Annotated in this window: 22 protein-coding genes and 1 tRNA gene; 12 read left to right on the top strand and 11 right to left on the bottom strand. The window is 43.3% G+C overall.

Translation table 11 applies throughout. From position 1 onward, the window contains the following. Window positions 1-10: 10 nt before the first annotated feature. Both MSG33_RS14625 and MSG33_RS14615 read right to left on the bottom strand, forming a co-directional pair. Window positions 11-667: a hypothetical protein gene (locus tag MSG33_RS14625; protein ID WP_248381331.1), complete on the bottom strand. Its 657-nt coding sequence runs from the start codon at window positions 665-667 to the stop codon at window positions 11-13. A 139-nt stretch (window positions 668-806) separates the two neighbouring features. Beyond that, entirely contained in the window at window positions 807-1,265 is a 459-nt protein-coding gene (locus MSG33_RS14615) for a hypothetical protein (protein WP_248381330.1), read from the bottom strand. A gap of 336 nt (window positions 1,266-1,601) precedes the next feature. Here MSG33_RS14615 and MSG33_RS14610 point away from each other — a divergent pair, with 336 nt between their 5' ends. Further along, window positions 1,602-2,624 carry a tyrosine-type recombinase/integrase gene (locus MSG33_RS14610; RefSeq protein ID WP_248381329.1) on the top strand — a complete coding sequence of 341 codons (1,023 nt, stop codon included), beginning with the start codon at window positions 1,602-1,604 and terminating at the stop codon, window positions 2,622-2,624. Between the two features lie 236 nt (window positions 2,625-2,860). Here MSG33_RS14610 and MSG33_RS14605 read toward each other — a convergent pair whose 3' ends face one another. Continuing rightward, a complete protein-coding gene (locus tag MSG33_RS14605; protein ID WP_017635833.1) occupies window positions 2,861-3,196 on the bottom strand; it encodes a Grx4 family monothiol glutaredoxin in 336 nt (111 codons plus the stop codon). A 284-nt stretch (window positions 3,197-3,480) separates the two neighbouring features. Here MSG33_RS14605 and sodB point away from each other — a divergent pair, with 284 nt between their 5' ends. The 3 genes from sodB (at window position 3,481) to MSG33_RS14590 (ending at window position 5,598) form a co-directional block, all read left to right on the top strand. Further along, window positions 3,481-4,065 carry a superoxide dismutase [Fe] gene (gene sodB / locus MSG33_RS14600; RefSeq protein WP_005396533.1) on the top strand — a complete coding sequence of 195 codons (585 nt, stop codon included), beginning with the start codon at window positions 3,481-3,483 and terminating at the stop codon, window positions 4,063-4,065. Between the two features lie 154 nt (window positions 4,066-4,219). Continuing rightward, on the top strand, window positions 4,220-4,723 hold the full coding sequence (locus tag MSG33_RS14595; protein ID WP_012841566.1) for a VC2046/SO_2500 family protein: 504 nt from the start codon (window positions 4,220-4,222) through the stop codon (window positions 4,721-4,723). Between the two features lie 191 nt (window positions 4,724-4,914). Further along, on the top strand, window positions 4,915-5,598 hold the full coding sequence (locus tag MSG33_RS14590; protein ID WP_046874522.1) for an SDR family oxidoreductase: 684 nt from the start codon (window positions 4,915-4,917) through the stop codon (window positions 5,596-5,598). A gap of 141 nt (window positions 5,599-5,739) precedes the next feature. Here the strand turns inward: MSG33_RS14590 and adhE are convergent, their stop codons facing one another. Then, window positions 5,740-8,442, bottom strand: coding sequence for a bifunctional acetaldehyde-CoA/alcohol dehydrogenase (gene adhE / locus MSG33_RS14585; protein WP_012841564.1), 2,703 nt, complete (start codon window positions 8,440-8,442; stop codon window positions 5,740-5,742). 650 nt (window positions 8,443-9,092) lie between these two features. Between adhE and MSG33_RS14580 the strand changes: the two genes are divergently transcribed. Next, window positions 9,093-9,731, top strand: coding sequence for a YchE family NAAT transporter (locus MSG33_RS14580; protein WP_005396528.1), 639 nt, complete (start codon window positions 9,093-9,095; stop codon window positions 9,729-9,731). A 35-nt stretch (window positions 9,732-9,766) separates the two neighbouring features. Further along, window positions 9,767-10,630, top strand: coding sequence for an ion transporter (locus MSG33_RS14575; protein ID WP_101911794.1), 864 nt, complete (start codon window positions 9,767-9,769; stop codon window positions 10,628-10,630). A gap of 55 nt (window positions 10,631-10,685) precedes the next feature. Here MSG33_RS14575 and asd read toward each other — a convergent pair whose 3' ends face one another. Beyond that, window positions 10,686-11,801 carry an aspartate-semialdehyde dehydrogenase gene (gene asd, locus MSG33_RS14570; RefSeq protein WP_005396526.1) on the bottom strand — a complete coding sequence of 372 codons (1,116 nt, stop codon included), beginning with the start codon at window positions 11,799-11,801 and terminating at the stop codon, window positions 10,686-10,688. A gap of 430 nt (window positions 11,802-12,231) precedes the next feature. Here asd and nhaC point away from each other — a divergent pair, with 430 nt between their 5' ends. Further along, a complete protein-coding gene (gene nhaC / locus MSG33_RS14565; protein WP_005396525.1) occupies window positions 12,232-13,665 on the top strand; it encodes a Na+/H+ antiporter NhaC in 1,434 nt (477 codons plus the stop codon). Between the two features lie 89 nt (window positions 13,666-13,754). Here nhaC and MSG33_RS14560 read toward each other — a convergent pair whose 3' ends face one another. From MSG33_RS14560 to yejK, 3 genes are all read right to left on the bottom strand, one after another. Beyond that, a complete protein-coding gene (locus tag MSG33_RS14560; protein ID WP_065645115.1) occupies window positions 13,755-14,918 on the bottom strand; it encodes a chemotaxis protein in 1,164 nt (387 codons plus the stop codon). Between the two features lie 104 nt (window positions 14,919-15,022). Next, window positions 15,023-16,339 carry an Hpt domain-containing protein gene (locus MSG33_RS14555; protein WP_248381328.1) on the bottom strand — a complete coding sequence of 439 codons (1,317 nt, stop codon included), beginning with the start codon at window positions 16,337-16,339 and terminating at the stop codon, window positions 15,023-15,025. 82 nt (window positions 16,340-16,421) lie between these two features. Next, window positions 16,422-17,420, bottom strand: coding sequence for a nucleoid-associated protein YejK (yejK, locus tag MSG33_RS14550; protein WP_005396521.1), 999 nt, complete (start codon window positions 17,418-17,420; stop codon window positions 16,422-16,424). A gap of 85 nt (window positions 17,421-17,505) precedes the next feature. On the opposite strand from yejK, the gene MSG33_RS14545 reads away from it, so the two are divergent. The 3 genes from MSG33_RS14545 (at window position 17,506) to MSG33_RS14535 (ending at window position 19,809) form a co-directional block, all read left to right on the top strand. After that, window positions 17,506-17,733, top strand: coding sequence for a YejL family protein (locus MSG33_RS14545; protein ID WP_005380722.1), 228 nt, complete (start codon window positions 17,506-17,508; stop codon window positions 17,731-17,733). Between the two features lie 22 nt (window positions 17,734-17,755). Then, on the top strand, window positions 17,756-19,564 hold the full coding sequence (locus MSG33_RS14540) for a DUF3413 domain-containing protein (protein WP_046874519.1): 1,809 nt from the start codon (window positions 17,756-17,758) through the stop codon (window positions 19,562-19,564). 154 nt (window positions 19,565-19,718) lie between these two features. After that, window positions 19,719-19,809: transfer RNA gene (locus MSG33_RS14535), tRNA-Ser, on the top strand. A 191-nt stretch (window positions 19,810-20,000) separates the two neighbouring features. Here the strand turns inward: MSG33_RS14535 and MSG33_RS14530 are convergent. Continuing rightward, entirely contained in the window at window positions 20,001-20,924 is a 924-nt protein-coding gene (locus MSG33_RS14530) for a histone deacetylase (protein ID WP_104972008.1), read from the bottom strand. 270 nt (window positions 20,925-21,194) lie between these two features. On the opposite strand from MSG33_RS14530, the gene MSG33_RS14525 reads away from it, so the two are divergent. Both MSG33_RS14525 and MSG33_RS14520 read left to right on the top strand, forming a co-directional pair. Next, window positions 21,195-21,884: an SDR family oxidoreductase gene (locus tag MSG33_RS14525; RefSeq protein ID WP_104972009.1), complete on the top strand. Its 690-nt coding sequence runs from the start codon at window positions 21,195-21,197 to the stop codon at window positions 21,882-21,884. A 183-nt stretch (window positions 21,885-22,067) separates the two neighbouring features. Further along, complete coding sequence (locus tag MSG33_RS14520; RefSeq protein ID WP_005380717.1) at window positions 22,068-22,274, top strand: hypothetical protein; 207 nt, start codon at window positions 22,068-22,070, stop codon at window positions 22,272-22,274. 44 nt (window positions 22,275-22,318) lie between these two features. On the opposite strand, the gene MSG33_RS14515 is transcribed toward MSG33_RS14520, so the two are convergent. Both MSG33_RS14515 and MSG33_RS14510 read right to left on the bottom strand, forming a co-directional pair. Continuing rightward, window positions 22,319-24,286 (bottom strand): DNA topoisomerase III, encoded by a 1,968-nt coding sequence (locus MSG33_RS14515; RefSeq protein ID WP_248381327.1) that lies wholly within the window; start codon window positions 24,284-24,286, stop codon window positions 22,319-22,321. A 104-nt stretch (window positions 24,287-24,390) separates the two neighbouring features. After that, on the bottom strand, window positions 24,391-24,939 hold the full coding sequence (locus MSG33_RS14510; protein WP_005396515.1) for an NAD(P)H nitroreductase: 549 nt from the start codon (window positions 24,937-24,939) through the stop codon (window positions 24,391-24,393). Between the last annotated feature and the right edge of the window lie 44 nt (window positions 24,940-24,983).

Genomic DNA, 24,983 nt, shown 5'->3' with positions numbered 1-24,983 from the left:
GACATCTTTTTTAGCCCATTAATTTAAGCCACTCTAATTTTTGGGCTTTCTTGTAAGGACTTGGATACGTGTACCATGGGTAATCCAAAGGTAGACCACGAATATCCGGGAACAAATTAAGAAATTCCTCAGCTAACTCTTTAAGCACATAGTTTGAACCCCATGCCGCTGTTACGTTTTTAACCCCAGCACAATGTGCTTTTAGTTCGCATTGCCTATTTGTGCTAACCAAGCTGTGTGGACTTGTGCTATCAAGTTTAAGTGCCTTATTAAATAGATTTGAAAACTCCCTACTGTTGCCGGCTCGTAAATCCGACAAATTCAAAACTCGTACATACTTCCAGTTACGATTTTTCATCAGACGCATAATTTGATACTGAGCATTATCGGGATTCGCTGGGATCAAATCTTTATCCCACTTACTATCCTTAATTTGTGAAACTGTAATAGTAGCAGGCACATAATCGGGGTTTTCTGGTTTAGAAGATCCCGGATTCATCATTACAACTACTGCACACGGCTTAATATTAGGGGAGTTGTCTAAAGAATTTGACTTGATTTCTAATACGCTACGGCATGGAAACATAACATTTTTAATTACTAGATTATAAAAATATCCTGTTACGGAAAATTCCTTTTTTAACTCTTTTGCGTATATAAATTCCATTATTTCTCCAAAACATAACACTTTGTAAAAGGGTGAGCACCGTTAAGCCAAAGCCATTGCAAACAAAAATAAACACTAAGCGCAACGTATAGTAAAAATACCACGCTTAGCGAATCTCTGTTATTCGGTTAGTTAAGTGTTACCCTCTAGGCCTACGCTCATCATCATTTGGCCCAAATCCTGACGAACTTTTTCCAGAACTTATTCCTTTTGCAATAGCAAAACCTGATACGGCCGAAAGTATAGGAAGCCCAGCTTCCGCACTGATGGTTTTAGTTAAAAGCAAAATAGCTAAAACTAATACGATAAAAATAGCTAGAACAACCTGGCCATAAATTGCCCAAAACTCATTTCTTCGCTCACGATGATCAGCATATGTATCGACAAGCGCTTTTAGCTCATTATTAGTTGGTTGATTATTTAACAGCCTATCGAGGACCCAGTGTTCCTTTACCCTACAAGAATCCCAACAAGTCTTGCTGTATACGTGACTCCCAAAACGATACAACACTAAAAGTGCAACAATACCTAATAGACCTACTATTATTGACAACCAAAAAACTCCATCGTTAACCTCAAACACCATCGAATTATCCATAATATCTCCTGACACTTAACTTATTAAGCGACACTAAACCGCTTTCTATATCTTCATGATGCAATCTTTTATATAGCACTTCAATTAATAATCAATAGGTTAATAACAGTAGGCGATTCAATTGCTAAATTGTACGTATTTCTAGAAACGCTAACTGCTAAAATCTTTCGACAAACTTGAGGAGCGTCAACTCACATCACCAATCGATTCTGTCGTGCCTTAGTACCATATACCAACCATATTTTTGTCATTCTTGTTCGTTCACTATCAACTTAAACATTGCAAAATCTCTGACTTGAAAATACTGTATATAAAAACAGTCACTTTAATATCAGCATGACGATACGAAATCTGAAAGACGGCAGCAAAAAACCTTGGCTTTGTGAGTGCTACCCGCAAGGCCGAGCTGGTAAACGCGTCCGTAAACGCTTCGCTACCAAAGGTGAAGCTACGGCTTTTGAGTTTCATCTAATGAAAGAAGTGGATGACAAGCCGTGGTTAGGTAATAAGACTGATCACCGTCGATTGTCTCACCTAGTCGAATTGTGGTTTAAGCTGCATGGCAAAAACCTAAAATCTGGTGACCACACTCGCTTACGCTTGGAAAGCATGGTTTCAGACTTAGGCAATCCTATTGCTTCGTACCTTAATTCAAAGCAACTCGCGACTTACCGTTCTAGCCGTTCTAACAAAGGTCGTGGCCAACAACACAAAGAACTTTCCATTGCTTCGAATAATGTGGATTTTGGGTTGCTCAAAGCGTTGTTCAATAAGTTGATAAAGCTTGGAGAGTGGAAACTACCTAATCCAGTTGATGGTATTGAGGCAATCAAAAAGCCGGAATCGGAGCTGGCGTTTTTGACCGAACAAGAGATTCGTCACTTGTTTGAAGTGGCCCAACAAAGCCCGATTGGCGATGAGCTAACAAGGATATATAAAGTTTGCCTAGCAACTGGTGCACGTATCAGGGAAGCGATTTATCTGAAGGGTTCTAACCTGACAAAACACCGCATTACCTACAACAATACCAAAGGAAAACGAAACAGAACGGTACCGATTTCTGAAGAGTTGTATAACCAAATCTATAAGCCAACCAATGACCGCCTTTTCACTTGCGGTTACGGCGTGGCGTACAAATGGCTGACTAAAGCCCTTCCCCATTTACCCAAAGGCCAAGCCACTCACGTTTTACGTCATACCTTCGCGAGTCACTTTATGACTAATGGCGGCAACATTCTCGTATTGAAGGAAATCCTCGGCCATCAGCATATCGATCACACGATGATTTACGCTCATTTTTCGCCAAATCACCTGAGTGATGCCGTACGTTTCAACCCACTAACAAATCTTAGTATCTAGTCGCCAATTATGGCGACAAAATGGCGACAAAGGTCAGCTTTTGTCGTTATTTATAGGTCACAGTCAGATTGATGAATTACTTATACTCTATGTATAGCAAGGGATAGCAACGATTAAGAAGGTTAGGCAAGGTGGCGACACATAATAAAGCTTTATGTTCATTCCACTAACCTAAAAAGAAAAAGGAGCCAGTACGGCTCCTTCGTATTCTATCGCTAAATGTAAGTATTTACGAATTACTCAGCTTGATCTTCAGCGCGCGCTGCAGCTTCTTTGATTAGAGGCTGAAGTTCACCTTTTTGGAACATTTCTAGAATGATGTCGCAACCGCCGATAAGCTCGCCTTCAACCCATAGTTGAGGGAATGTTGGCCATTGTGCGTACTTTGGTAGCTCAGCACGGATATCTGGGTTTTGCAGAATGTCTACGTAAGCGAACTTCTCACCACATGCCATTAGAGCCTGTGACGCTTGAGAAGAGAAACCACAGCTTGGCAGTTTCGGTGATCCTTTCATGTACAGCAGGATTGAGTTTTCAGAGATCTGCTGTTTGATTTTGTCGATAGTTTCCATCGCTTCCTCATTCATGGGTTTGAACTTTGTTTATTTGCCACATTCTACTCAATAACGACAGAATAAAAACCATATAATTAATAAGGCTTAAATTCAGGTTGCTTGATGGCGAACAATTCAGCACTTCACAGCCGCTAACCCCTTAAAATATTTTCATATCGGGGTTTTAATAAAGTAAAAACTTGCTAAAATACTTAGCAAGTCAGCCTTAAAGGCTACATAGCTATAAAAAACACTGGAAGCAATCGAAAGGTCATCCTTTCAAATCAATGGAGAATCGAGTAATGGCATTTGAACTACCAGCTCTTCCTTACGCGAAAGACGCACTAGAACCACACATCTCAGCAGAGACTCTAGACTACCACCACGGTAAGCACCACAACACATACGTTGTTAAGCTAAATGGTCTTATCCCTGGCACTGAGTTCGAAGGCAAAACCCTAGAAGAGATCATCAAGACTTCTACTGGTGGCGTATTCAACAACGCAGCGCAAATCTGGAACCACACGTTCTACTGGCACTGTCTTGCTCCAAACGCGGGCGGCGAACCAACTGGTGCAGTTGCTGACGCAATCAACGCAGCATTCGGTTCTTTCGAAGAATTCAAAGCGAAGTTTACTGATTCAGCAATCAACAACTTCGGTTCTTCATGGACTTGGCTTGTTAAGAAAGCTGACGGCTCTCTAGAGATCGTTAACACTTCTAACGCTGCTACTCCTCTAACAGAAGAAGGTACAACACCACTTCTAACTGTTGACCTGTGGGAACACGCATACTACATCGATTACCGCAACGTACGTCCTGATTACATGAACGGCTTCTGGGCACTTGTAAACTGGGACTTCGTAGCTGAGAACCTAGCGAAGTAATTTTACTTCCCCCTAAGTTCAATTTAGTCTTATTTTAAAAGCTCGCTGAACCAGCGAGCTTTTTATTTTTCGCTTAAAAACTCAATTTAATCTCTTCTTTTTCCTAAAGTTCTTCTCAGACACGCCGTTAAAATGGCATCGAGCGAGGAACATCATGCAAATTCATACTTTAGACAAAGCGGCAATTATTAACGAACTTCAGTTCGGCAATGGTATCAACCATGCTGTCCACGAAGGACGTCGTGCTGATTTTGCACTGATTTTGTCGATGTTTTCTAACGATGTACGCGACGTTGTACCTGTAGAGGAAATCAAAGAAGTAGCCACCAGCGAAGATATACTCCGTCAACAACTTGAATTGTCAACGCCTCAAGCTCTTCGTTCTGATAGCAGCAGCTATGAGCTAGCAGCACAGCAAGCAAAACAATTCCACGGTGCAGGTCTACCCTCAGCGAAACTGAGTCACTACTTGAAACCTGACGCCCTGACCTACTTGCCGGAAGATACGTTTAATCTTCCTGAAGACGTTTATCACAACCTATCCGGTCATGAGCGACGCAAATTGGGCGAGCGCAACAAAAACCTCATCCCAGATGCAGGGCTATACAATCAACTAGTGACGGCTCAACGTCAGTATCAAATTCAACTGCAAGTATAGAGATCATTGTTCAACCAACAGCTTGCAGTATCCACAGTCAGAAATGTGACGCCTTACAAATTACCGCACAATAGTCCTCATCCAAAAGCGTTAGTTTGAAGTCTTTCACACTGAGCCTTTCTAATTTCAACCATGCTAATAGCACAAACCACTGGTGTATTTTTTTCACACACGGATACAGTGAAGGTGTTATGGATATTAAAGAATCAATTATTCTCGTCACGTCTGCAGGTTCTGTTATAGGAAGGACTTGTGCTAGTCACTTTGCTCACCTTGGAGCGACGTTGATTCTTTGTGACCAAAACTCTAGCGCTCTAAAAGCGAGCTATGAGCAGATTAGTGCCTTCACAGATAAAGTCTATGCGATGAATGTGTGCAGTGATAACACAACGTCGATTAACTTACTGTTTGATCAAATAGAATCGCAGCTGCGTGCGACACCAGACGTGATAGTCAATTGCTGGACGAGCTCTCCCATGCCAGGCTTGATGGCTCCCGAACCTATGAGTACTTACATTGATCACTTGTCTTCTGCAGCACGTTTCCTCTACACCTATGGCCAAGTGGGAGCCGAACGATTTCGCGCTAGAAATAAGAAAGGGGTAATTGTTAACGTCATTTCCCATGACAGCCATGAAGATTTAACGGGAGTCGAAAGCATGGCTGCTTTGGTGTCAGGTTTTACTCACAGTTGGGCAAAAGAGCTCACTCCATTTAATATTCGGGTTGGTGGCGTCATTCCTTCGGTAAACCATACAAGAGAAGAACTTAACGAAAGACACTGGGCCGAGATCCAAGATGAATTGGTTCGCAATACCGCATATATCGTATCAAATGAGTATTTTAGTGGCAGAGTGGTTGCTACAGAAGTATGAATGGACAACGTGTTTGTTGCGTAAACGGATCGCTATTACTCAACTCTTTCAACAAAAAAAGCCCCAGTCAAATGACTGGGGCTTTACTTTTTCCCGGTTAAGGTTTCGTGCTAGCGAAAACCTTACTCACACGACTCTTAATTACGCGTCAGCTTTTTCTTTCTTTGCTTTAGGCGCCGCTTTCGCTGCTTCTTGGTCTGCTTTCTTCTTGATAACTGTTGTACCTTCGAAAGTTTCACCTTCAACGAATGCTTTACCGTAGTAAGAAGCCATTAACACATCTTTAAGTTCGCTAATTAGTGGGTAGCGAGGGTTCGCACCAGTACATTGGTCATCGAACGCTTCAACTGCTAGCTCATCAAGTTTCGCGATAAAGTCTGCTTCAGCTACGCCTGCCGCTTGGATAGACATTGGGATGTCTAGGTTCACTTTTAGCTCATCCAACCATGCTAGTAGACGTTCAATTTTCTGAGCAGTACGGTCACCAGCTTGGCTTAGACCTAAGTGGTCAGCAACTTCAGCGTAACGACGACGTGCTTGTGGGCGGTCGTATTGAGAGAACGCTGTTTGTTTAGTTGGGTTATCGTTCGCGTTGTAACGTACAACGTTAGAGATAAGTAGTGCGTTTGCTAGGCCATGTGGAATGTGGAACTCAGCACCTAGTTTGTGCGCCATTGAGTGACAAACACCTAGGAATGCGTTAGCAAATGCCACACCAGCGATAGTTGCTGCGTTGTGTACTTTCTCACGAGCGATTGGGTCGTTAGCGCCGTTCGCGTAGCTTGAAGGTAGGTATTCTTTTAGCATCTTAAGTGCTTGTAGAGCCTGACCATCAGAGTATTCGTTCGCAAGAACAGATACGTAAGCTTCTAGAGCGTGAGTTACTGCATCGTAACCACCAAATGCTGTTAGAGACTTAGGCATGTTCATCACTAGGTTAGCATCAACGATAGCCATGTTTGGCGTGATTTCGTAGTCAGCTAGTGGGTATTTAGCGCCAGTCTTGTCGTCAGTAACAACCGCAAATGGTGTAACTTCTGAACCAGTACCTGAAGTTGTAGTGATACATACAAGCTCAGCTTTTTGACCCATTTTAGGGAACTTGTAAATACGTTTACGGATGTCCATAAAGCGCATTGCTAGTTCTTCGAAGTGAGTTTCTGGGTGCTCGTACATTACCCACATGATCTTCGCAGCATCCATTGGTGAACCACCACCTAGCGCTAGGATAACGTCTGGTTGGTAGCTAGCCATTTGAGCCGCACCTTTCTCTACTACAGAAAGCGTTGGGTCAGCTTCAACATCGAAGAATGTTTGAACTTCCATGCCTTGAGCTTTAAGTAGGCTTACTACGTCATCTGCGTAACCATTGTTGAATAGGAAACGGTCAGTTACTAAGAATGCGCGCTTCTTACCTTCTAGGTCGCCTAGAGCAATTGGAAGGCTACCACGACGGAAGTAGATTGACTTAGGTAGTTTATGCCACAACATGTTTTCAGCTCGCTTCGCTACAGTTTTCTTGTTGATTAGGTGTTTAGGACCTACGTTCTCAGAGATAGAGTTACCACCCCATGAACCACAACCTAGAGTTAGAGAAGGCGCAACGTTGAAGTTGTACAAGTCACCGATACCACCGTGAGTAGTCGGGATGTTGATTAGGATACGAGCTGTCTTCATCTTATCACCGAAGTAACGGATACGGTCAGCGTTAGTATCTTGGTTAGTGTAAAGACCAGATGTGTGGCCGATACCACCAATCTCAACCATAGTTACCGCTTGAGCAACCGCGTCTTCGAAGTTGTCAGCACGGAATAGACCTAGAGTTGGAGATAGTTTCTCGTGAGCGAATGCGTCATCGTGAGACACTTTACCTAGACCTTCACCAACAAGGACTTTCGTGTCTGCTGGAACTTTAACGCCTGCCATTTCAGCGATTGCCGCTGCTGGCTGACCTACGATTTTCGCGTTTAGCGCGCCATCGATAAGAAGAACTTTACGAACTTTTTCTGCTTCTGCTTTGCTTAGTACGTAAGCTTTGTGAGAAGCAAAACGCTCTTTTACTTCGTCGTACACTTCATCAACGACGATTGCAGCCTGCTCAGAAGCACATACTACGCCGTTGTCGAAAGTCTTAGACATCAGGATAGAAGCCACTGCACGTTTGATGTCAGCAGTTTCGTCGATAACAACAGGAACGTTACCTGCACCTACACCGATTGCTGGTTTACCAGAAGAGTAAGCTGCTTTAACCATGCCTGGGCCACCAGTTGCAAGGATAAGAGCAATGTCATCGTGTTTCATAAGAGCGTTAGAAAGCTCAACAGAAGGTTGGTCGATCCAACCGATGATGTCTTTTGGTGCACCCGCTGCTACTGCTGCGTCTAGAACCAGTTTCGCTGCGTCGTTAGTCGAGTTTTTCGCACGTGGGTGTGGTGAGAAGATGATACCGTTACGAGTCTTCAGAGAGATTAGAGATTTGAAGATCGCTGTAGATGTAGGGTTAGTCGTTGGTACGATACCGCAGATGATACCTACAGGTTCAGCGATAGTCATAGTACCTAGGTTGTCATCCTCTTCTAGGATGCCACACGTTTGTTCGTCTTTGTATTTGTTGTAGATAAACTCAGAAGCGAAGTGGTTCTTGATTACTTTATCTTCAACAATACCCATACCAGATTCTTCAACCGCTTGTTGAGCTAGCGGGATACGGGCTTGGTTAGCTGCAAGCGATGCTGCACGGAAGATTTTGTCTACTTGCTCTTGAGAGTAAGTAGCGAACTCTTCTTGCGCTTTCTTAACGCGAGCAATCATTGCATCTAGTTCAGCCATATTAGTTACAGGCATAGGGAATCTCCTAAAATTAACAAATATTAAAAACTTTTTACTAAGGCTATTACTTATCGTTTTTACTGTTTATCAGTCACTTAGAAAACAAACGTCTTAGTAAATTGCTTTCAGGACTGAGTATAATATTTCAGAGTGTAAAAAAAATTGACTTGGATCAGTTCTCACGACCTAAATACCACCAAAGTGGTGCCCCATCACACTAAAACGACATAACTCACTGATAAACAAATAAATTAATCTTCACTTTTTATTGAACAAAAAAGAAGCAAATAGACAAATAAATAAAAGAAACTACAACAACCTGTAAAAAAGTTTCATTTTTAGCCAACAAAATTACATGTAGGCCCAATTCCTTGTGCTACTGAGAGTATATCGAACCGAATACATCTCTCTACAAACCACCTTAGTTTTTATCAAAAGTGTGCGAATGTTAACGTTTATGTAAAACAGCACGCTTTGACAGCAACTTTATACGCAACAATTCTTTTCCAGATTAGATACAGTTTATTAAAGAATTAGTTTTTCTCACTAAAACAGTAGGAAATGCGTTAGTTTTTTTCATTTCTTCCAACCCAACTTTTGCCTTACATTACGCCCAAATTACCCCTTCTCCTTTTCACTAATGTGAACTTTAATGAGTACGCAACATGCAAACTTTTGAACTTGCTATCTTCTTGCAGTTTTTTCTTGGTTTGGTCGCCGCAGTAAACCCTGTTGGTATCATGCCTGTGTTTGTGTCACTAACCGGACATATGACACCAGACGAAAAGCGCAATACGGCAACCACAGCGAACGTGGCTGTTGCGATCATCCTGATCATTTCGCTCTTTGCTGGCCAGTTACTATTAGATATGTTCAGCATTTCTCTGGATTCGTTTCGTGTTGCAGGTGGGCTACTGCTGCTTAGCATCGCGTTCTCGATGATGAGCGGTAAACTGGGGGAAGATAAACAAAACAAACAGGAAAAATCAGAATACGTGAGTCGCGAGCAGATCGGTGTTGTTCCTCTTGCGATGCCGCTAATGGCAGGACCAGGCGCAATCAGTTCGACTATTGTTTACGGTGCACGCTACCCAAGCATGTTTGATACGGTAGGCATCAGCATTACAATTGGCTTGTTCTGTCTATGCTCGTGGCTGTTGTTCCGCTCTGCCCCACTGATCGTGCGATTTTTGGGCCAAACTGGTATCAACGTCATTACCCGTATCATGGGTTTGATATTAGGCGCATTGGGTATTGAGTTTATCGCCAATGGTTTACGCAACTTATTTCCAGGATTAGCCTGAGTTTCTATAAAATTGTATGATAGAGCGATTCAACAATGGATCGCTTTGTCATGACGACTGACTCTCTCAAACATACTCTTTATGTCACCATTTTTGGTACTCATACCAAAGCTGGTCGAACCTTCGATATTGCACTCATTATCGCGATTATCAGTTCTCTAATCGTGCTGGTATTAGACTCAATACCATCCGTACGCGCCGAGTGGGCAAAAGAGCTGAAATACTTGGAGTACACTTTTACCGGTTTATTCACTATTGAATATTTTCTCCGGCTTTATTGCTCTCCAAAACCAGCCGCCTATGCGAAAAGCTTTTATGGCATCGTTGATTTACTCGCGATTTTACCTACTTACTTAGCACTGTTTTTCCCTTCAGCCTCCTTTATGGGCGTAATAAGAGCACTGCGAGTCATGCGAATATTCCGCATACTCAAGTTGGTCCGCTATCTTCAAGAATCCAACATCCTCTTACGCTCTCTACTGATGGCGCGCAGAAAGATTTTTATCTTCTTTAGCTCTGTCGCCATTATGGTCACGATCTTTGGGTCGTTGATTTTTGTCATTGAGGGGCCTGAAAACGGATTTACTAGCATTCCGAAAAGTATTTATTGGGCTATTGTGACCATCACAACGGTTGGATATGGTGACTTGGTACCTCAAACAGATCTCGGAAAAGGGCTTGCCTCACTCACCATGTTGTTGGGTTATTCAATTTTGGCGGTCCCTACTGGTATTTTCACAGCAGAGCTTCACCAAGAAATGCAATCGCACAAAGTATTAGTGAAGTGTCCGAACTGTTCTCACGCCGGGCACGACTCTGATGCGACTTACTGTAAACACTGTGGTAGTGAACTGGCCGATCCTGATAAACGCGTTGTTCGTGGAGAAGACGAAGCATAAAAAAGAGCTCCCTAGGGAGCTCTTTTATTTTGTCATCAAACAAAGATTGATGTGATTATGCTTTCTCAGAAAGAATAATGCGTAACGTACGACGCAATGGTTCTGCTGCGCCCCATAGTAGTTGGTCACCAACAGTGAAAGCATTTAGGAAGTCATCACCCATTGCCATCTTACGTAGACGACCTACTGGTACGGACATAGTGCCTGTTACTTTTGCAGGTGTAAGTTCTTGCGCAGTAATGTCACGATCGTTAGGAATCACTTTAACCCAGTCGTTATGAGTGGCGATGATTTCTTCGATTTCATCCATTGGGACGTTTTGCTTAAGCTTGATAGTGAGTGCTTGAGAGTGACAGCGCATCGCACCAATACGGACGCAAGTACCATCGATTGGCACAGGCGAGCTTTGTGAGCCCAAAATTTTGTTTGCCTCTGCGCCCGCTTTCCACTCTTCTTTACTCTGACCGTTATCACGTTTCACATCGATCCACGGAATAAGCGAGCCAGCTAGTGGTACACCGAATTTATCGGTAGGGAAAGAACCGCTGCGCATTGTGTCTGCAACTTTTTTATCAATATCTAGGATAGAGCTTGATGGGTTTGCAAGTTCGGAACTTACAGAGTCATTGATAACGCCCATTTGCGAGATCAGTTCACGCATGTTTTGCGCGCCAGCACCAGAAGCGGCTTGGTATGTCATTGCGCTTGTCCACTCAACAAGGCCTTTTTCGAATAAGCCACCTAGACCCATTAGCATTAAACTAACCGTACAGTTACCACCAACAAATGTGTTCGTGCCACCGTGGATGCCTTGTTGGATTTGCTTTAAGTTCACAGGATCAAGCGTGATGATGGAATCTTCCGCCATACGTAACGTAGATGCGGCGTCAATCCAGTAGCCTTTCCAACCGGCTTGTCGAAGTGCTGGGTAAACTTTTTCTGTGTAGCTACCACCTTGACATGTAATTACCGCATCAAGCTGTTTTAAGCTTTCAATATCATACGCGTCTTGCAGTAAGCCTGCGTCTTTTCCTAAGTTAGGAGCAGGAATACCAACTTGAGAAGTACTGTAGAATACTGGTTCGATTAGGTCGAAGTCTTTCTCTTCAACCATACGCTGCATAAGGACTGAACCAACCATACCGCGCCAACCAACTAAACCAACTCTCATCGTATTAACTCTCCATGTATTAAAAAACCTACCCCATAGTTAATTTTTCGCATCAAAATCTCAACCCCTATTTTGTAAATAAGCCTATTTTTTAACCTTTTCCTATGAAAATTCGTGTTAAACGAGATTTTTTAGTGTTTGGTTTGCGATTTCGGCCATTTTTCAAGTAGGGAAAGCACTGTTACTCCAAATTGGTCTTACCACTCAGTGATAAAATAACACATGAAGCACAATAATTTCACATTACACAACATTTAAAACCAAAAAAGTTAAAACAAACTAACAGTTAATTTCACAAGCAAACGTTTTTGCCGACGAACATCAAGATAAAACACCAAATATTCGAAATATAATTTTTGTTAATGTATGTTATGCGCGATTACAACAAGGAGCGCCTTCCTCTATTGCTCCAAGATTGACAGAGGCACATATGAAGCAAGTTACACCACGCCTACCAAGCTTGATACAGGTATTTATCTCGCTCGGTTTATTTCTACTGCTGGCATTTTCGTTCACTGCCAAGCTAGACCTACCGATCCAGCTAGCGCTGTACATCGGTTGGTTCATTATCATGATATTAGGCATTAAGCTTGGTCATCAGTACAAAGATCTGGAAAAAGCTGCACTAAATGGCATTTCCAATGGACTTGGAGCCGTCTTAATTCTTCTTGCCGTTGGCGCGCTTGTTGGTACGTGGATCTCTGGTGGTATTGTTCCAACCATCATTTACTACGGCCTTAAAGCAATTCACCCTTCTATCTTTTTGCTCGCAACCATGATCATCTGTTCATTGACTGCGCTAGCGACTGGCACCTCTTGGGGCGCTGCTGGTACTGCTGGTATTGCGATGATGGGTATTGGCCAAGGCCTTGGCGTTCCTGCACCAATTACAGCTGGTGCGGTGCTTTCAGGTTGTTACTTTGGTGACAAAATGTCGCCTCTATCGGACTCCGTCATCCTTGCTTCATCTATGTCTAACGTTGAAGTGATGGAACATATTAAAGGCATGCTGCCGATCGCACTCATTAGCTACATTATTACAGGCATTATGTTTACTGCATTTGGTTTCCACTACGCAGGTCAAGTTGACATGAGCCAGGTAGACTCTGTAATTAAAGCGATGGAGCAGCAATTCTACATCACCCCTTACTCATTTGTTCCTGTGATCATCGTATTGTCACTTCTAGCAATGCGTATGCCTTCATTCCCAGTGATCAGTTTTGGTTCTCTGCTTGGTATTATTTGGGCAGTAATGATTCAAGATGTGGACTTCCTAACCGCGTTCAACACCGCTTGGGCTCCGTTTGCGATTTCTTCAGGCGTAGATTTCATTGACTCAATTCTTAACCGTGGCGGCATGTCTTCAATGCTTGGCTCGGTTGCTGTTATCGTATTCGGCCTTGGTTTTGGCGGTCTACTAGATAAAGTGGGTGTGTTAGAAACTATCGCTAAGCTGTTTGAAAAACGCGTTCAAAGTGCAGGTTCACTGGCAACAAGTACAATCGGTACAGCCTTTATGGGGAACGTATTTGGTTCAGCGATGTACGTTTCACTTATCCTGACACCAAAAATCTGTGCGAAGAACTACGATCGCCTAGGCTACAAACGTAAGAACTTGTCTCGTAACGCAGAGTTCGGCGGCACATTAACCTCAGGTATGGTCCCTTGGAGTGACAACGGTATCTACATGGCAAGTATTCTGGGTGTTGCGACACTGTCTTATGCACCGTTCATGTGGCTAAGCTTTGTATGTATCATTGTGACCATCATCAGTTCCTACATGGGTTGGTTTGTTGATAAATGCGAACCAACAGCGGAAGCAGTTGAACAAGCAGAAGGCGAACTGAAGCAGCAAACCGCTTAAGTTCGCATAGATAGGAAGAATCTCTCTTTCCGAGTGAAAGACAAAGAAAAAGAGCGCATGAGCGCTCTTTTTTATATCTCAACCAAACGTTAACTTTGTTTGACTTGCGTTTTCACTGCTGCACGCTTACCAAACCAATAGCCCAAGCCAAGTGGTGCAAAGAATATAACGGCAATGAACAAGATGAAGTAGATAATGGTACTTTTAACGAGCTCAATCAGCTTGGTCATCGCTAAACTGACCACTTCCTGCGAGACTCGGTCCATATCTTGAGCAAACTTCTCACGCTCATGGGTAATGATCTGCGCGATTTCTTGGCGCTCTCTGGCTACCATCAGCTCTAAAGCTTGGCGCTCCTCACCCAATTGAGATAAACGCGCTTGCGTTTTTTGGTCAATATCGTCAACCAAAGGTTGTAACTCCACCGCCATTTGCTCTGCCAAATAGCGCATGTACTCTGGATTGTTATCAATAAAGTCCTTCATCGAATCAGCCGTAACTTGTAGGCTATTTAGCGCAGCATTAACTTTTTCGATGCTGGCAGAGCTATTTAATGCTAATAACTGCGCCTTCCAAGTCATAATTTTGGGGGTCTGTTCTGATACAAGGCTTAGACGATCCGAGACATCCCCTAATGCTTCTGGCATTGTACCTAGCGTAGTCACTGCCTCTTCCTCGCTAATTTGATTCGCATCTAACCACCCACGGTAAGCTGGCGTCCTGATCATACTTAAGTCCGCGAATGGATGTTGCTTAACGAACTCTGCAACAAACGCTTGTGTCTTGATGTACGCTTCTTGTTTCAACAGAGATTGAGCCAGTTTATCCACCTCTTTCGCTAAGTGAGCAGAAACTAACTTTGCCTCATCTGTCGCAAATAGTTCATTACCAGGGCCAGTCGTAAAGAATTGATCCATCTGTAGCGTAAAAGTCCAAGTATCAATCAGTGCTGCCATTGGCGAGACTTGGTATGCTGCGGCTTGAAGACCTTCTTCAGCATTTATCTTCCAAAGCAAAATATAAGATTGATGGACTTTATCATGCGGCTCATATTGATCGTGCAATGCATCAGCAGCTTGCTCTACCTGAGCAAAAAACTGTTGCGCATACTCACGAGTCAGGAGACGCATATTAAGCTCTTGTTTGGTAAGAGGGACGGTTTGACTCTCGATTTTCACTTCTAACAGGGAGCACCCTGAAAGCATCACAACCAACCCTATCAACATCATTGAAGACAATCGACGAACGGACATGAAAGTACCTTTAACAAATTGTATGGAACAGGAATAAAGCGAACTAAGCCATATAGTTCGGGCCTTTAATACCCCAACTCTGATGATTGTAAGTCAGAGCAATATCAATCTGTTAGCGCTTCTTGTATCTTTTCACTATTGAGAACGTGGTTAGCGAAAAGTATGGTTTGCTTTAGGACATCATCTAAACGTGTCAGTTTCTCTTCCGGCACTTTTTGCCCTTGTTTAATCAACAGCTCAATATCACCCGAAATGCAGTGCAATGGCATTGCCCCTAAACTTCCCGAGACCCCTTTAAGACTATGAGCCGCTCTTTGCGCTTGCTCTTTATCTTCTTCTAATAGCCGATGCATTTTTGAACCATCGCTAGAGTGATCCTGAATAAAGACTTCAAGTAACATTCGCACCGCGCTTTCATCTCCCGATAGCGAGTCCAGCATCTTATTAATATCTATATACGGCTCACGTTCCACGACTTCCACTTGTGATGAGTTCGGCTCATTATGACTCTGTTCGTTAACTTGGCTATTTTGAGCGCTTTCGGACTGAGCAGAAAAAACAACATAAGACCCACCAACTTGCTCAGACTCTTTATCCTCTGCTCTTGATGGTATTAGCGGCTGAACGGTTCTTTGGGAGAAAAGCCCCCATGAAATAAGAGAAAGAAATAAACCACTGATTACTGACAACCAAGTAACAAAGGTCATCAACTTTTGTTCCAACTGGTCATTTATCGAAGTTAACTGGTTCGGGAAATCAGGATTAAGCAGTTGATTAACTAGATAGCTGCCTTGCGCCTTGGCAGATAGCGCGCTTGAAGTATGGGCAAGTTGACGCTGAAAAGCACTTCGCTCTTGAGGAGAAAGCGTGTCCGACTCAATAAAAAGTCGGTCTAAATCACGATAAGTATCGCTATTCGTTGCTGAGTCACTAAAAATAGACTCCAAAACAAGTGCACCTAAGCGATAGTACATTGATTGAATTTGCTCAGAGTTTTCAGCTCGGGAGCGGCTTCTTCGCAACTGTTCAGCCAATGATACAAGCTCACTGTCACTCCCTACAAAGGCTCGAGCACTTTCTAAAAATCGATCGGTCGCATAAAGCAATTGAGTAATATCTGGTGTGATTTTGCCTTCAGAAAACTCACTTTCAAGCTGTAAGCGAACTGCATAGGCTAACTGAAGTTTTAGTGAAACTTGGTCGACGTGCTTAACACGATAAGGCAGATCGAAGTTAAAAAAATGTCTGACTTCTTCGACTTTGCTTCCTAGCTCATTCACTGTTGAAATGGTTTGAATCGTTTGTTTGGCTTGCAACCAAATCCCTAGCGCTAAAACACACCATAAAACGAACCAGAACCAAACAAACCGCCTCATTCCTTCTTTTAGCTTCAGCAACACTCGCCCCTCGCATATCTCCATTAATTACAAGCATATACTATGGATGTTTCTTATTCACATAAAAAAAGAGAGCCATTGGCTCTCTTAATTTGACGATATGGTTTTAGTTGCGACTCAACTGATCTTTTAGATTTGGTGGCGTACCTTTAATCGTTAAGGTATCCGTCTCTGGGTCATAAAAAATACGCTCGCCAAGCAATAGGCTATCAAAGCTAATATTCAAGCCACCACCAGCGCCAACAAATTTAGTCAGTTTGCGAACCGTCGCACGGTCACCAGGGAAAGACTCTTCAAGCTCGTACCCTTGCTCTTTGGTGAAATCCATAAAGCTTGTGCCATCTTGGCTTGGAGGAAGCTCTCCAGAAAGCTCTGAGATTTGAACCTCATCACCGGATTTAATTTGCTCATTGCAGTAATCGTAAACTTGTTTCTTGTACTCGTTCACTTCTTGCTTTTCTAGCTTCGAGTCAGCACAAAAATCATCCACTGCCTGCATCAACACTAAGTTTTGTTGTTTAGTATCTAAGCCGATGTCCGCTTGCAGGAAATCTAGGAAGAAATCCGCCACTTTACGGCCAACGCGTCCCTTGATGTATTGCAAGTAACGATTAGATTCCTTGTCAGTGTCGTAGCTCGACAAGTCAATGCGTGCCGCAATATCCATTTTGGTGATATCTAGGTAATCCGTCGCACTGATGTCCAAACCTTCGGTCACTTTTAAACTTTGGTTCATTGGTAAGATACCGATGAACAAGTAGTCCGTTGCTAAACTCTGATACTCAGCGAAAACCAAAATACCTTCATCCGCAAATGGGTACTTAATCAACTCTTCTTTCAAGCGATTTGCACTAATTTGTGAGAAGTCGTAAAAATCTCGCTCTCCTTTGCGCATTTCTTGAAGCCAAAATTGAAATTCGCTGTCTGACTGGAAAGAGCCAAAACCTTTACCAGCTTTAGAATGGAATACTCGGTGAAGCTCAGCGACTAAGTTTTCAGTAGATGCATCGTTCTCTAATGATGCTGGACGAAAGTTTACAACTAGCTCGTCCTGATCGTTTTTGCACAGTTGATGCAGAATAACGTTTGAAAGATGAAGGCTCATAGTGATTTTATCTTGCTACAAGGTTTTAGTTGATGGGCATTGTAGGTTATCATAAGCCGCTTTTACTATCATTATTAGAGTCTTTATGCCGATTACATCTAAATATACTGACGAGCAAGTAGAGAAAATTCTTGCTGAAGTAGCAACAGTTCTTGAAAAACACGCTGCTTCTCCTGAGTTGACGCTAATGATTGCCGGAAATATCGCAACCAATGTCTTAAATCAACGTGTTGCTGCTTCACAACGCAAAGCGATTGCTGAAAAATTTGCTCAGGCGCTGATGTCTTCTTTAGAAACACCAAAAACACACTAATAACGGACAATAGAACACATACATGGTAGACAGCGGAAACTCATACGGCGAACGTGTATCTCGACTGGTTGGTTGGGGTCACTGGTTTGCATTCTTCAATATCGTTGCATCGATGTTGATAGGCACACGCTACATTGTTCAGTCTCCTTGGCCCGAGACGTTACTTGGTCAGTTTTATCTGGCGGTTTCTTGGGTTGGTCACTTTGGCTTTCTAGTTTTCGCGCTTTACTTGCTCGTTCTATTCCCGTTAACGTTTATCCTGCCATCACGGAAATTGTTCCGTTTGGTGGCAGTGATTTTCGCGACCGTTGGGCAAACCATATTATTGATTGATACCCAAGCGTATCAGTCGATCAATTTGCACTTAACTCCTGTCGTTTGGGAGTTACTATTCAGCGAAGATAAAAGTGCACTCAGCACTGATCTACAACATCTGTTTGTTGTAATGCCGCTGATCTTCCTTATTCAGCTCGCTCTATCCGAATGGGTATGGCGAAAACAGCGCAAACTATCTCATAAGCACGTAGGACGTCCTCTAGCAGCTGTATTTTTCCTCAGCTTTATGACCAGCCATTTGGTTTATATTTGGGCAGATGCATACTTCTACAATCCAATTACCAGTCAGCGTTCAAACTTCCCATTGTCTTATCCGATGACGGCGAAGAGCTTTATGGAAAAACATGGTCTACTTGACCGTGAGGAATACCTAAAACGCTTAGCGGAAAATGAAGGCAACGTAGAGTTAGTCAATTACCCTCTAGAAAAGCTAGAGTTTAACCGTCGAGTCAATAAGCTCAACGTGTTGATGATCAGCGTAAATAACCTGCGTGCAGACGCGCTGAATCCAGAAGAGATGCCTAACCTCTATGAGTTTGCCGAAAACAATCAGAACTTCCGTAATCATTACAGTTCAAGTAATGATACTTACGGGGCTTTTGGTTTGTTCTACGGCTTACCAACCAGTTACGCCTCAAGCATCAAGGCGCAAGGTGCTTCGCCAGTGTTACTCGATGTACTGAAAGATCAGGGTTACAACTTCGGCCTATTCAGTGGCAGCGGGTTTGAAGATGATCTCTACTCAGAGATTATTTTCCGCGACTTAAAACTAGCGGAAGACCTCGATGGCACACAAGCTCATACCGATAAGCAATCTATCGCGAACTGGAATACATGGTTAACAGAGAAAGCGAGTCAACCATGGTTTAGTTACATCGAAGTCACCACCGTTGATAATTTTGAATCGATCCCTTCAAATAATGACGAAGAAATGTCCGCAAGTGATCGCTTCAAAAAAGCTTATGAATATGCGGTGAAATCAGCGGATAAAACCGTCGCTAGTATTATTGATGAGCTTGAAAAAAATGGACTATTGACAAACACCATCGTGATTATCACTTCTAATCACGGTAGTGAGTTTAACGAAACCAATACGAACAGCTGGGGCGCAAACAGCAACTACAGCCGTTATCAGTTACAAGTTCCTATGGTAATCCAATGGCCAGGAATGTTGGCTGGTGAATTTAATCACAGCACAAGCCACTTGGACCTTTCGGTCACGTTGTTGCAGGATATGCTCGGTGTATCTTCCAACCCATATGATTACAGTAGTGGTCGTAACCTATTTGACGAAAGTCGTCGCCGTTGGATCCTAGCGGGTGACACTCGTGAGCTTGCCTTAATTACTAGCTCACAAACCACAGTGATCGATAAGTTTGGCAACTACAAGTTGTATGACAAAAATTACAAACGACTTCGAGATGATGCACCGAAGTTGCCAGTTTTGATGCAAGGTTTAACTGAGTTACAGCGTTTTTATTCTAAAAACGATTAATACCTAGCAATCCATATACTATTCAAACTCCCCTTTTTGGGGAGTTTTTGTTTATTTAAACAACACAAACCACAAATTTGCGCAGTAAACATCCAATCAGTTCAACTAGGGGTTTACAACATTTTCAAAGCCTTATATTATGCGCCTCAACAACGGAGAGATGGCTGAGTGGTTGAAAGCACCGGTCTTGAAAACCGGCATACGTTAATAGCGTATCTAGGGTTCAAATCCCTATCTCTCCGCCACATTTAGAAAAAGCCCGCTAAGAAATTAGCGGGCTTTTTCGTATATCCAGATTTGAAAAGATTTGTACAAATCCCTCCTTGAATACAAGCCAAGCAATCGCCACATTCAGAAAGAACCCATTAGAAAATTAGCGCCCTTTTCGTTCCAGTGTCCCGTTATGAATCAGGTTGATACTCACGTCTAGTTGTATTTACTTACCAACAAAAACTTCTTTAGCGGCATTAATGAGCTGCAAATGGATTGGGACGAGGTCTGAATGATTCGTTCGATATCCACCTCCGACGACAGCTGCGACAGGGATACCTCGCGATTTCATTGTTTGCATTAAAAATCTATCACGCTCTAAAATCCCTTGCGTCGACACATCAAAATATCCAAGCTCATCGTCTTGATGTATATCAACACCAGCATCGTAGATAACCAAATCAGGACGATGAAGATTAAGCGCCATATCGACCACTTCCTTAAACGCTATTAAAAAATCCTCATCACCGGTTCCTCGCACCAAAGGCACATCTAGATCAGACTGAGGCTTTCTAGCCGGAAAGTTTTTGTCACAGTGGAAAGAAAGCGTGATGATATCTGGCTCATCGTGACACAAAGTTGCTGTTCCATCCCCATGGTGAACATCACTATCAATGATCAATACTTTATCGACATGTTCGACTTCGAGCGCTTGCCTGGCCGCGATCACTAAGTCATTAAATAAACAAAAACCACTGCCAAACTCTTTGTGTGCGTGGTGATACCCGCCACTCAAATGAATGGCAACACCATACTCAAGTGCTTTATTTGCGGTCAAAGCCGTGCCCGCTGCTGAAGTTAGCGTTCTGGTAATGAGAGACTCACTCCAAGGAAAACCTATTCTGCGCATTTTCGCAGCTGGCATGTTTCCATTCACTAGCAAGTCGACGTATTCCTGGTCATGAACACGTTTTACTTCCTCAACAGTTAATGCTTCTGGCTGGAAAAACTGCACGTGTTCTTTCCAGTTATCTTTCTCCATATGCACCAATACCGATTCATAGAGGTACTGGTATTTCATAATTGGGTAACGATGCCCCTCTGGCAACTCAAGTTGAGAATAAATCGGGTGGTAGATAAATGGCAGCATGAGAAATTCTTAATAACAATCGTAGCGAAATAGTATCAACTTCAAGGGTTGAATAAAAAGCAATTTAATTGATAATGATTTTCAATATCAATTAAATTTAATATACATATGGATTCTACTTTCTTTGCTATTCTCGGTGCACTGTTTGGCTCTCTTTGTGCTCTGTCCCTATTTTCATCTCTCGTTGTTGGTGCGTGGTGGTTGGTTGATTTTATTGCGCTTAGCTAACACAATGACTTTCAACTGAAATCAAAAAATATAGGTGTTTGTATGAGTCAAACCGTCTTTATTACCGGAGCAAATCGCGGCATTGGCCTTAGCTTAACTGAGCTGTACCTAAAGCAAGGCCATCAAGTACACGCTACTAGCCGTTCCTTGGAGAACAGTTCTGAACTACAAACTCTAGCCTCACATTACAGCAATCTAGTTTTGCACGAACTGGATGTCACTCACTACGAACAAGTCGCTCTGCTTGCCGATAAACTCCCTGCCATCGACTTACTCATCAATAATGCAGGATATTACGGCCCCAAGGGATATGGCTTTGGAGACACTGACGTAGAAGAATGGCGTAAAGTCTTCGAAGTAAACACAATTGCACCGTTAAAACTGGTTGAGCTCTGTTACCCTCGCTTACAACAAGGCAAGATGAAAAAGATTGCTTGTATCTCATCAAAAGTGGGGAGCATGACCGAAAATACGTCCGGTGGCGGTTATATTTATCGTTCATCGAAAGCGGCGCTAAACTCGGTTGTTAAAAGCTTGAGCAATGATTTAACACCTGAAGGATTTACCGTTTTAGCGCTTCATCCTGGTTGGGTAAAAACGGCAATGGGCGGGCCAAATGCATTGATAGATACGCAAGCCTCCGCGCAGGGCCTAGCGAACGTGATAGAGCTGAGTACACCGCAACTTTCAGGTCGATTTATTAACTACGATGGTACTGAACTACCTTGGTAGCGGCGTTAAGAAACAACCATCAATAGACCAAATAACATCTAAGCTAGGCTTCATAATCGTGACTTGGTTGGCAAACATAATGTTCATCGGCGATCTACCAGCATAATTCGCGCAATCTAACTTGAATTTATCTATATCCAATCCAGACTTATGAAAAAGTAGAACAATTAAGGAGAAGGCACGATGGCAGCAGATAGGGATTTGGTTAATTTTAGCGAAGAGCACGAGCTAAACTACTGCTTGAGAAGTGCTGGTAAACGCCAAACTCAAGCGAATCGAGATACATTAGTTGACTTGGGCAACCAGGTGAAAGAGGTACTGGACAAACGCGTGTTAACTCAAGGTGAAGTAAGAGGCGCGATCCAAAACCACGGTGACCTGTTCGAGTAATCTATTTTCAAGCATGCGCGGTGTTTAATTACGCCGCGCTTGTCCTATGCCCGCTTACCTTTGATTGCACGGGATTTAGTCGCACTACCACTCTTTGAATAACTACGCTTTTTACGTTTAAACGCAGGACGTTCCACCTTGGGTAGATGACGCAATGAATCAGGGATCGGCCCTGCTTTTACTTGTGCCATCAAGCCATCAATGCGTTGCTCTAGTGCTTGCATAAACGGCTGATATGCCTGATTCCTCTCTGCCATACCTTGTAACTGGTGCTCCCAATGGGCCGTCATATCTGGGTACGTTGAATCCTGTGGCAAGGCATGAATGAGACCTCTTCCCGCAGGAGAGCTGAGAATTGATTTACCTTGACGCGTGAGCAGTTGGCGTTTGAACAGCGTGTCCAAAATACCAGCGCGAGTCGCTTCCGTACCTAGCCCATCAGTATCACGAAGGATTTTTTTCAGTTCTTTATCCGCAACGTAACGGGCGATCCCGGTCATCGCTTGCAACAGCGATGCTTCGGTAAAGTGCTTTGGTGGCTCGGTTTTTCGGTCTTTTATTTCCCCTTCACGACAAGTTAACACGGTGCCTTCTGGTAACGGTGGTACGGCATCAATACCTTCATCTTCCTTGTCAGTTTTGCCCATTAGCGCTTTCCAACCCGGCGAAACTAACTGACGACCTTTCGCGATAAACGTACCACCAGCGATATCGAAAACTAATTTCGCTTCTGCGTAAACCGCCGCCGGATAAAACTGCATGAGATACTGGCGCGCAATCAATTGATACACTTTCATCTCATTGCCCGAAAGCGCATTCACATTAGCTTGTTTTGGTGTAGGGATAATCGCATGGTGCGCATCCACTTTTTTATCGTTCCAGGCTTTGGACTTTAATGTTAAGTCTGCTCCCTGAACGGCACCTTGCAACTCTTTTGCGTTATTCGCAATAGCTGTTGTCACCGTCCCTGCTTGTGAGTAGTGTTCCATCGGTAAATAGCGACAATCTGAACGTGGATAAGTGATCAGCTTGTGCTTTTCATACAATGCCTGACAAGTATCTAGCACTTGTTGCGCACTCATGCCATAGCGCTTTGCTGCATCGATCTGTAAAGCAGATAATGAATAAGGTAGTGGTGCGGATTGCTTGGTTTGCTTCTGTTCCGACTCCGTCACTTTCGCGGGTTGATTTGCAATGCGGTTTGCAACGTTTTCCACTAACTTACGGTTTAACACTCGCCCTTCTTCATCCTGCCAAGGCTTGCATGCCTCACTTGGCTTCCAACGAGCACGAATATCAAAAGTGCCATTGGCATCTTGATACGGAATCAGAGCATGTAGGGTAAAATAGTCCTTCGGTACAAAGTTTTCGATTTCCTCATCACGACGCACCACTAAGCCAAGAACTGGCGTTTGCACTCGCCCTACCGAGAGAACACCTTGATACCCTGCTTTTTGACCAAGCAAGGTATAAGCACGAGACATGTTCATGCCATACAACCAATCAGCCCGAGAGCGGGCCAATGCAGAAACTGAAAGTGGGATAAACTCGCGATTACTGCGCATAGAACTGAGTGCGCGTTTAACCGCAGGTAAGTTCAAGTCGGAAATCAGCAAACGCTGTGTGGATTCCTTCTTGGTTTTAGATAACTTGCAATAGTCGAGAACTTCATCAACTAACAGCTGACCCTCTCGGTCTGGGTCTCCTGCATGAATGACTTCGTTAGCTTCTTTGAGCAATTTACGAATAACTGTTAATTGCTTACTTGCGCTTTTCCTCGGTCTGAGCTGCCATTGCTGCGGAACAATTGGTAAATCTGCCATATTCCACTTTTTATAACGCTCATCGTAAGCGTCAGGTTCGACTTGTTCGAGCAAATGGCCGATACACCAAGTAACGATATCCCCGTTCCCACAGCGGATGAATCCTTGATCTTTCTTTTGAGGGTTTGGCAGTGCAGCGGCAATCGCACGGCCTAAGCTTGGTTTTTCAGCAATAAACAGACGAGACATAACGTTTTGGAAATAAATATAATTAGGGCCACATTAACGAATGTAGCCCTAATAAATCAAGAAAAACTGTATAAATAAACAGTCAAGTTTGTTTAAGTTTTCAGTTATAGAAATTCAACAAACTGAGAAAGGTCACGCTCAGGAACTTTCATCGGTGTGCAACCAGGCGTACCTAGGTACAAGAAACCAACAATCTCATCGTCACCTTCTAAACCAAACGCTTGATGAACTTCTGGATGGAACATCCACTTACCTGAGCGCCAAAACCCTTGAAAGCCTTGCGCTACTGCTGCCATCTGCATGGATTGTACGGCACATCCCGCAGATAAGTGTTGCTCTAGTGCAGGCACTTTCTCATGTTCCGTTACTTTAGCAATCACCGTGATCACCATTGGCGCACGAAATGGCGCATTTTTCACCTTTTCGACCACCGCTTCATCACTATTTTCAGCTTCTGCGGCTTTTACCAAGATATCTGACAGTTTTTTCAAACCATCGCCCTGTGCGATAACGAAACGCCAAGGGGTTAATCCCGCATGGTCAGGCGCACGAAGGCCTGCACGAATGATGTTCTCAAGCGCTTTACCTTCTGGTGCAGGCGCAGATAACTTCGCGATAGATCGGCGATTGAGCAAAAGATCGAGAGCGTCCATGAAAGAGTCCTTATCGAATATCGTTGTTATTTTGTTTACGCCAC

This window comes from Vibrio sp. 1CM7H (genome assembly GCF_023161645.1).
GTDB lineage: Bacteria > Pseudomonadota > Gammaproteobacteria > Enterobacterales > Vibrionaceae > Vibrio > Vibrio diabolicus.
This window is presented reverse-complemented; position numbering and strand designations above follow the sequence as displayed.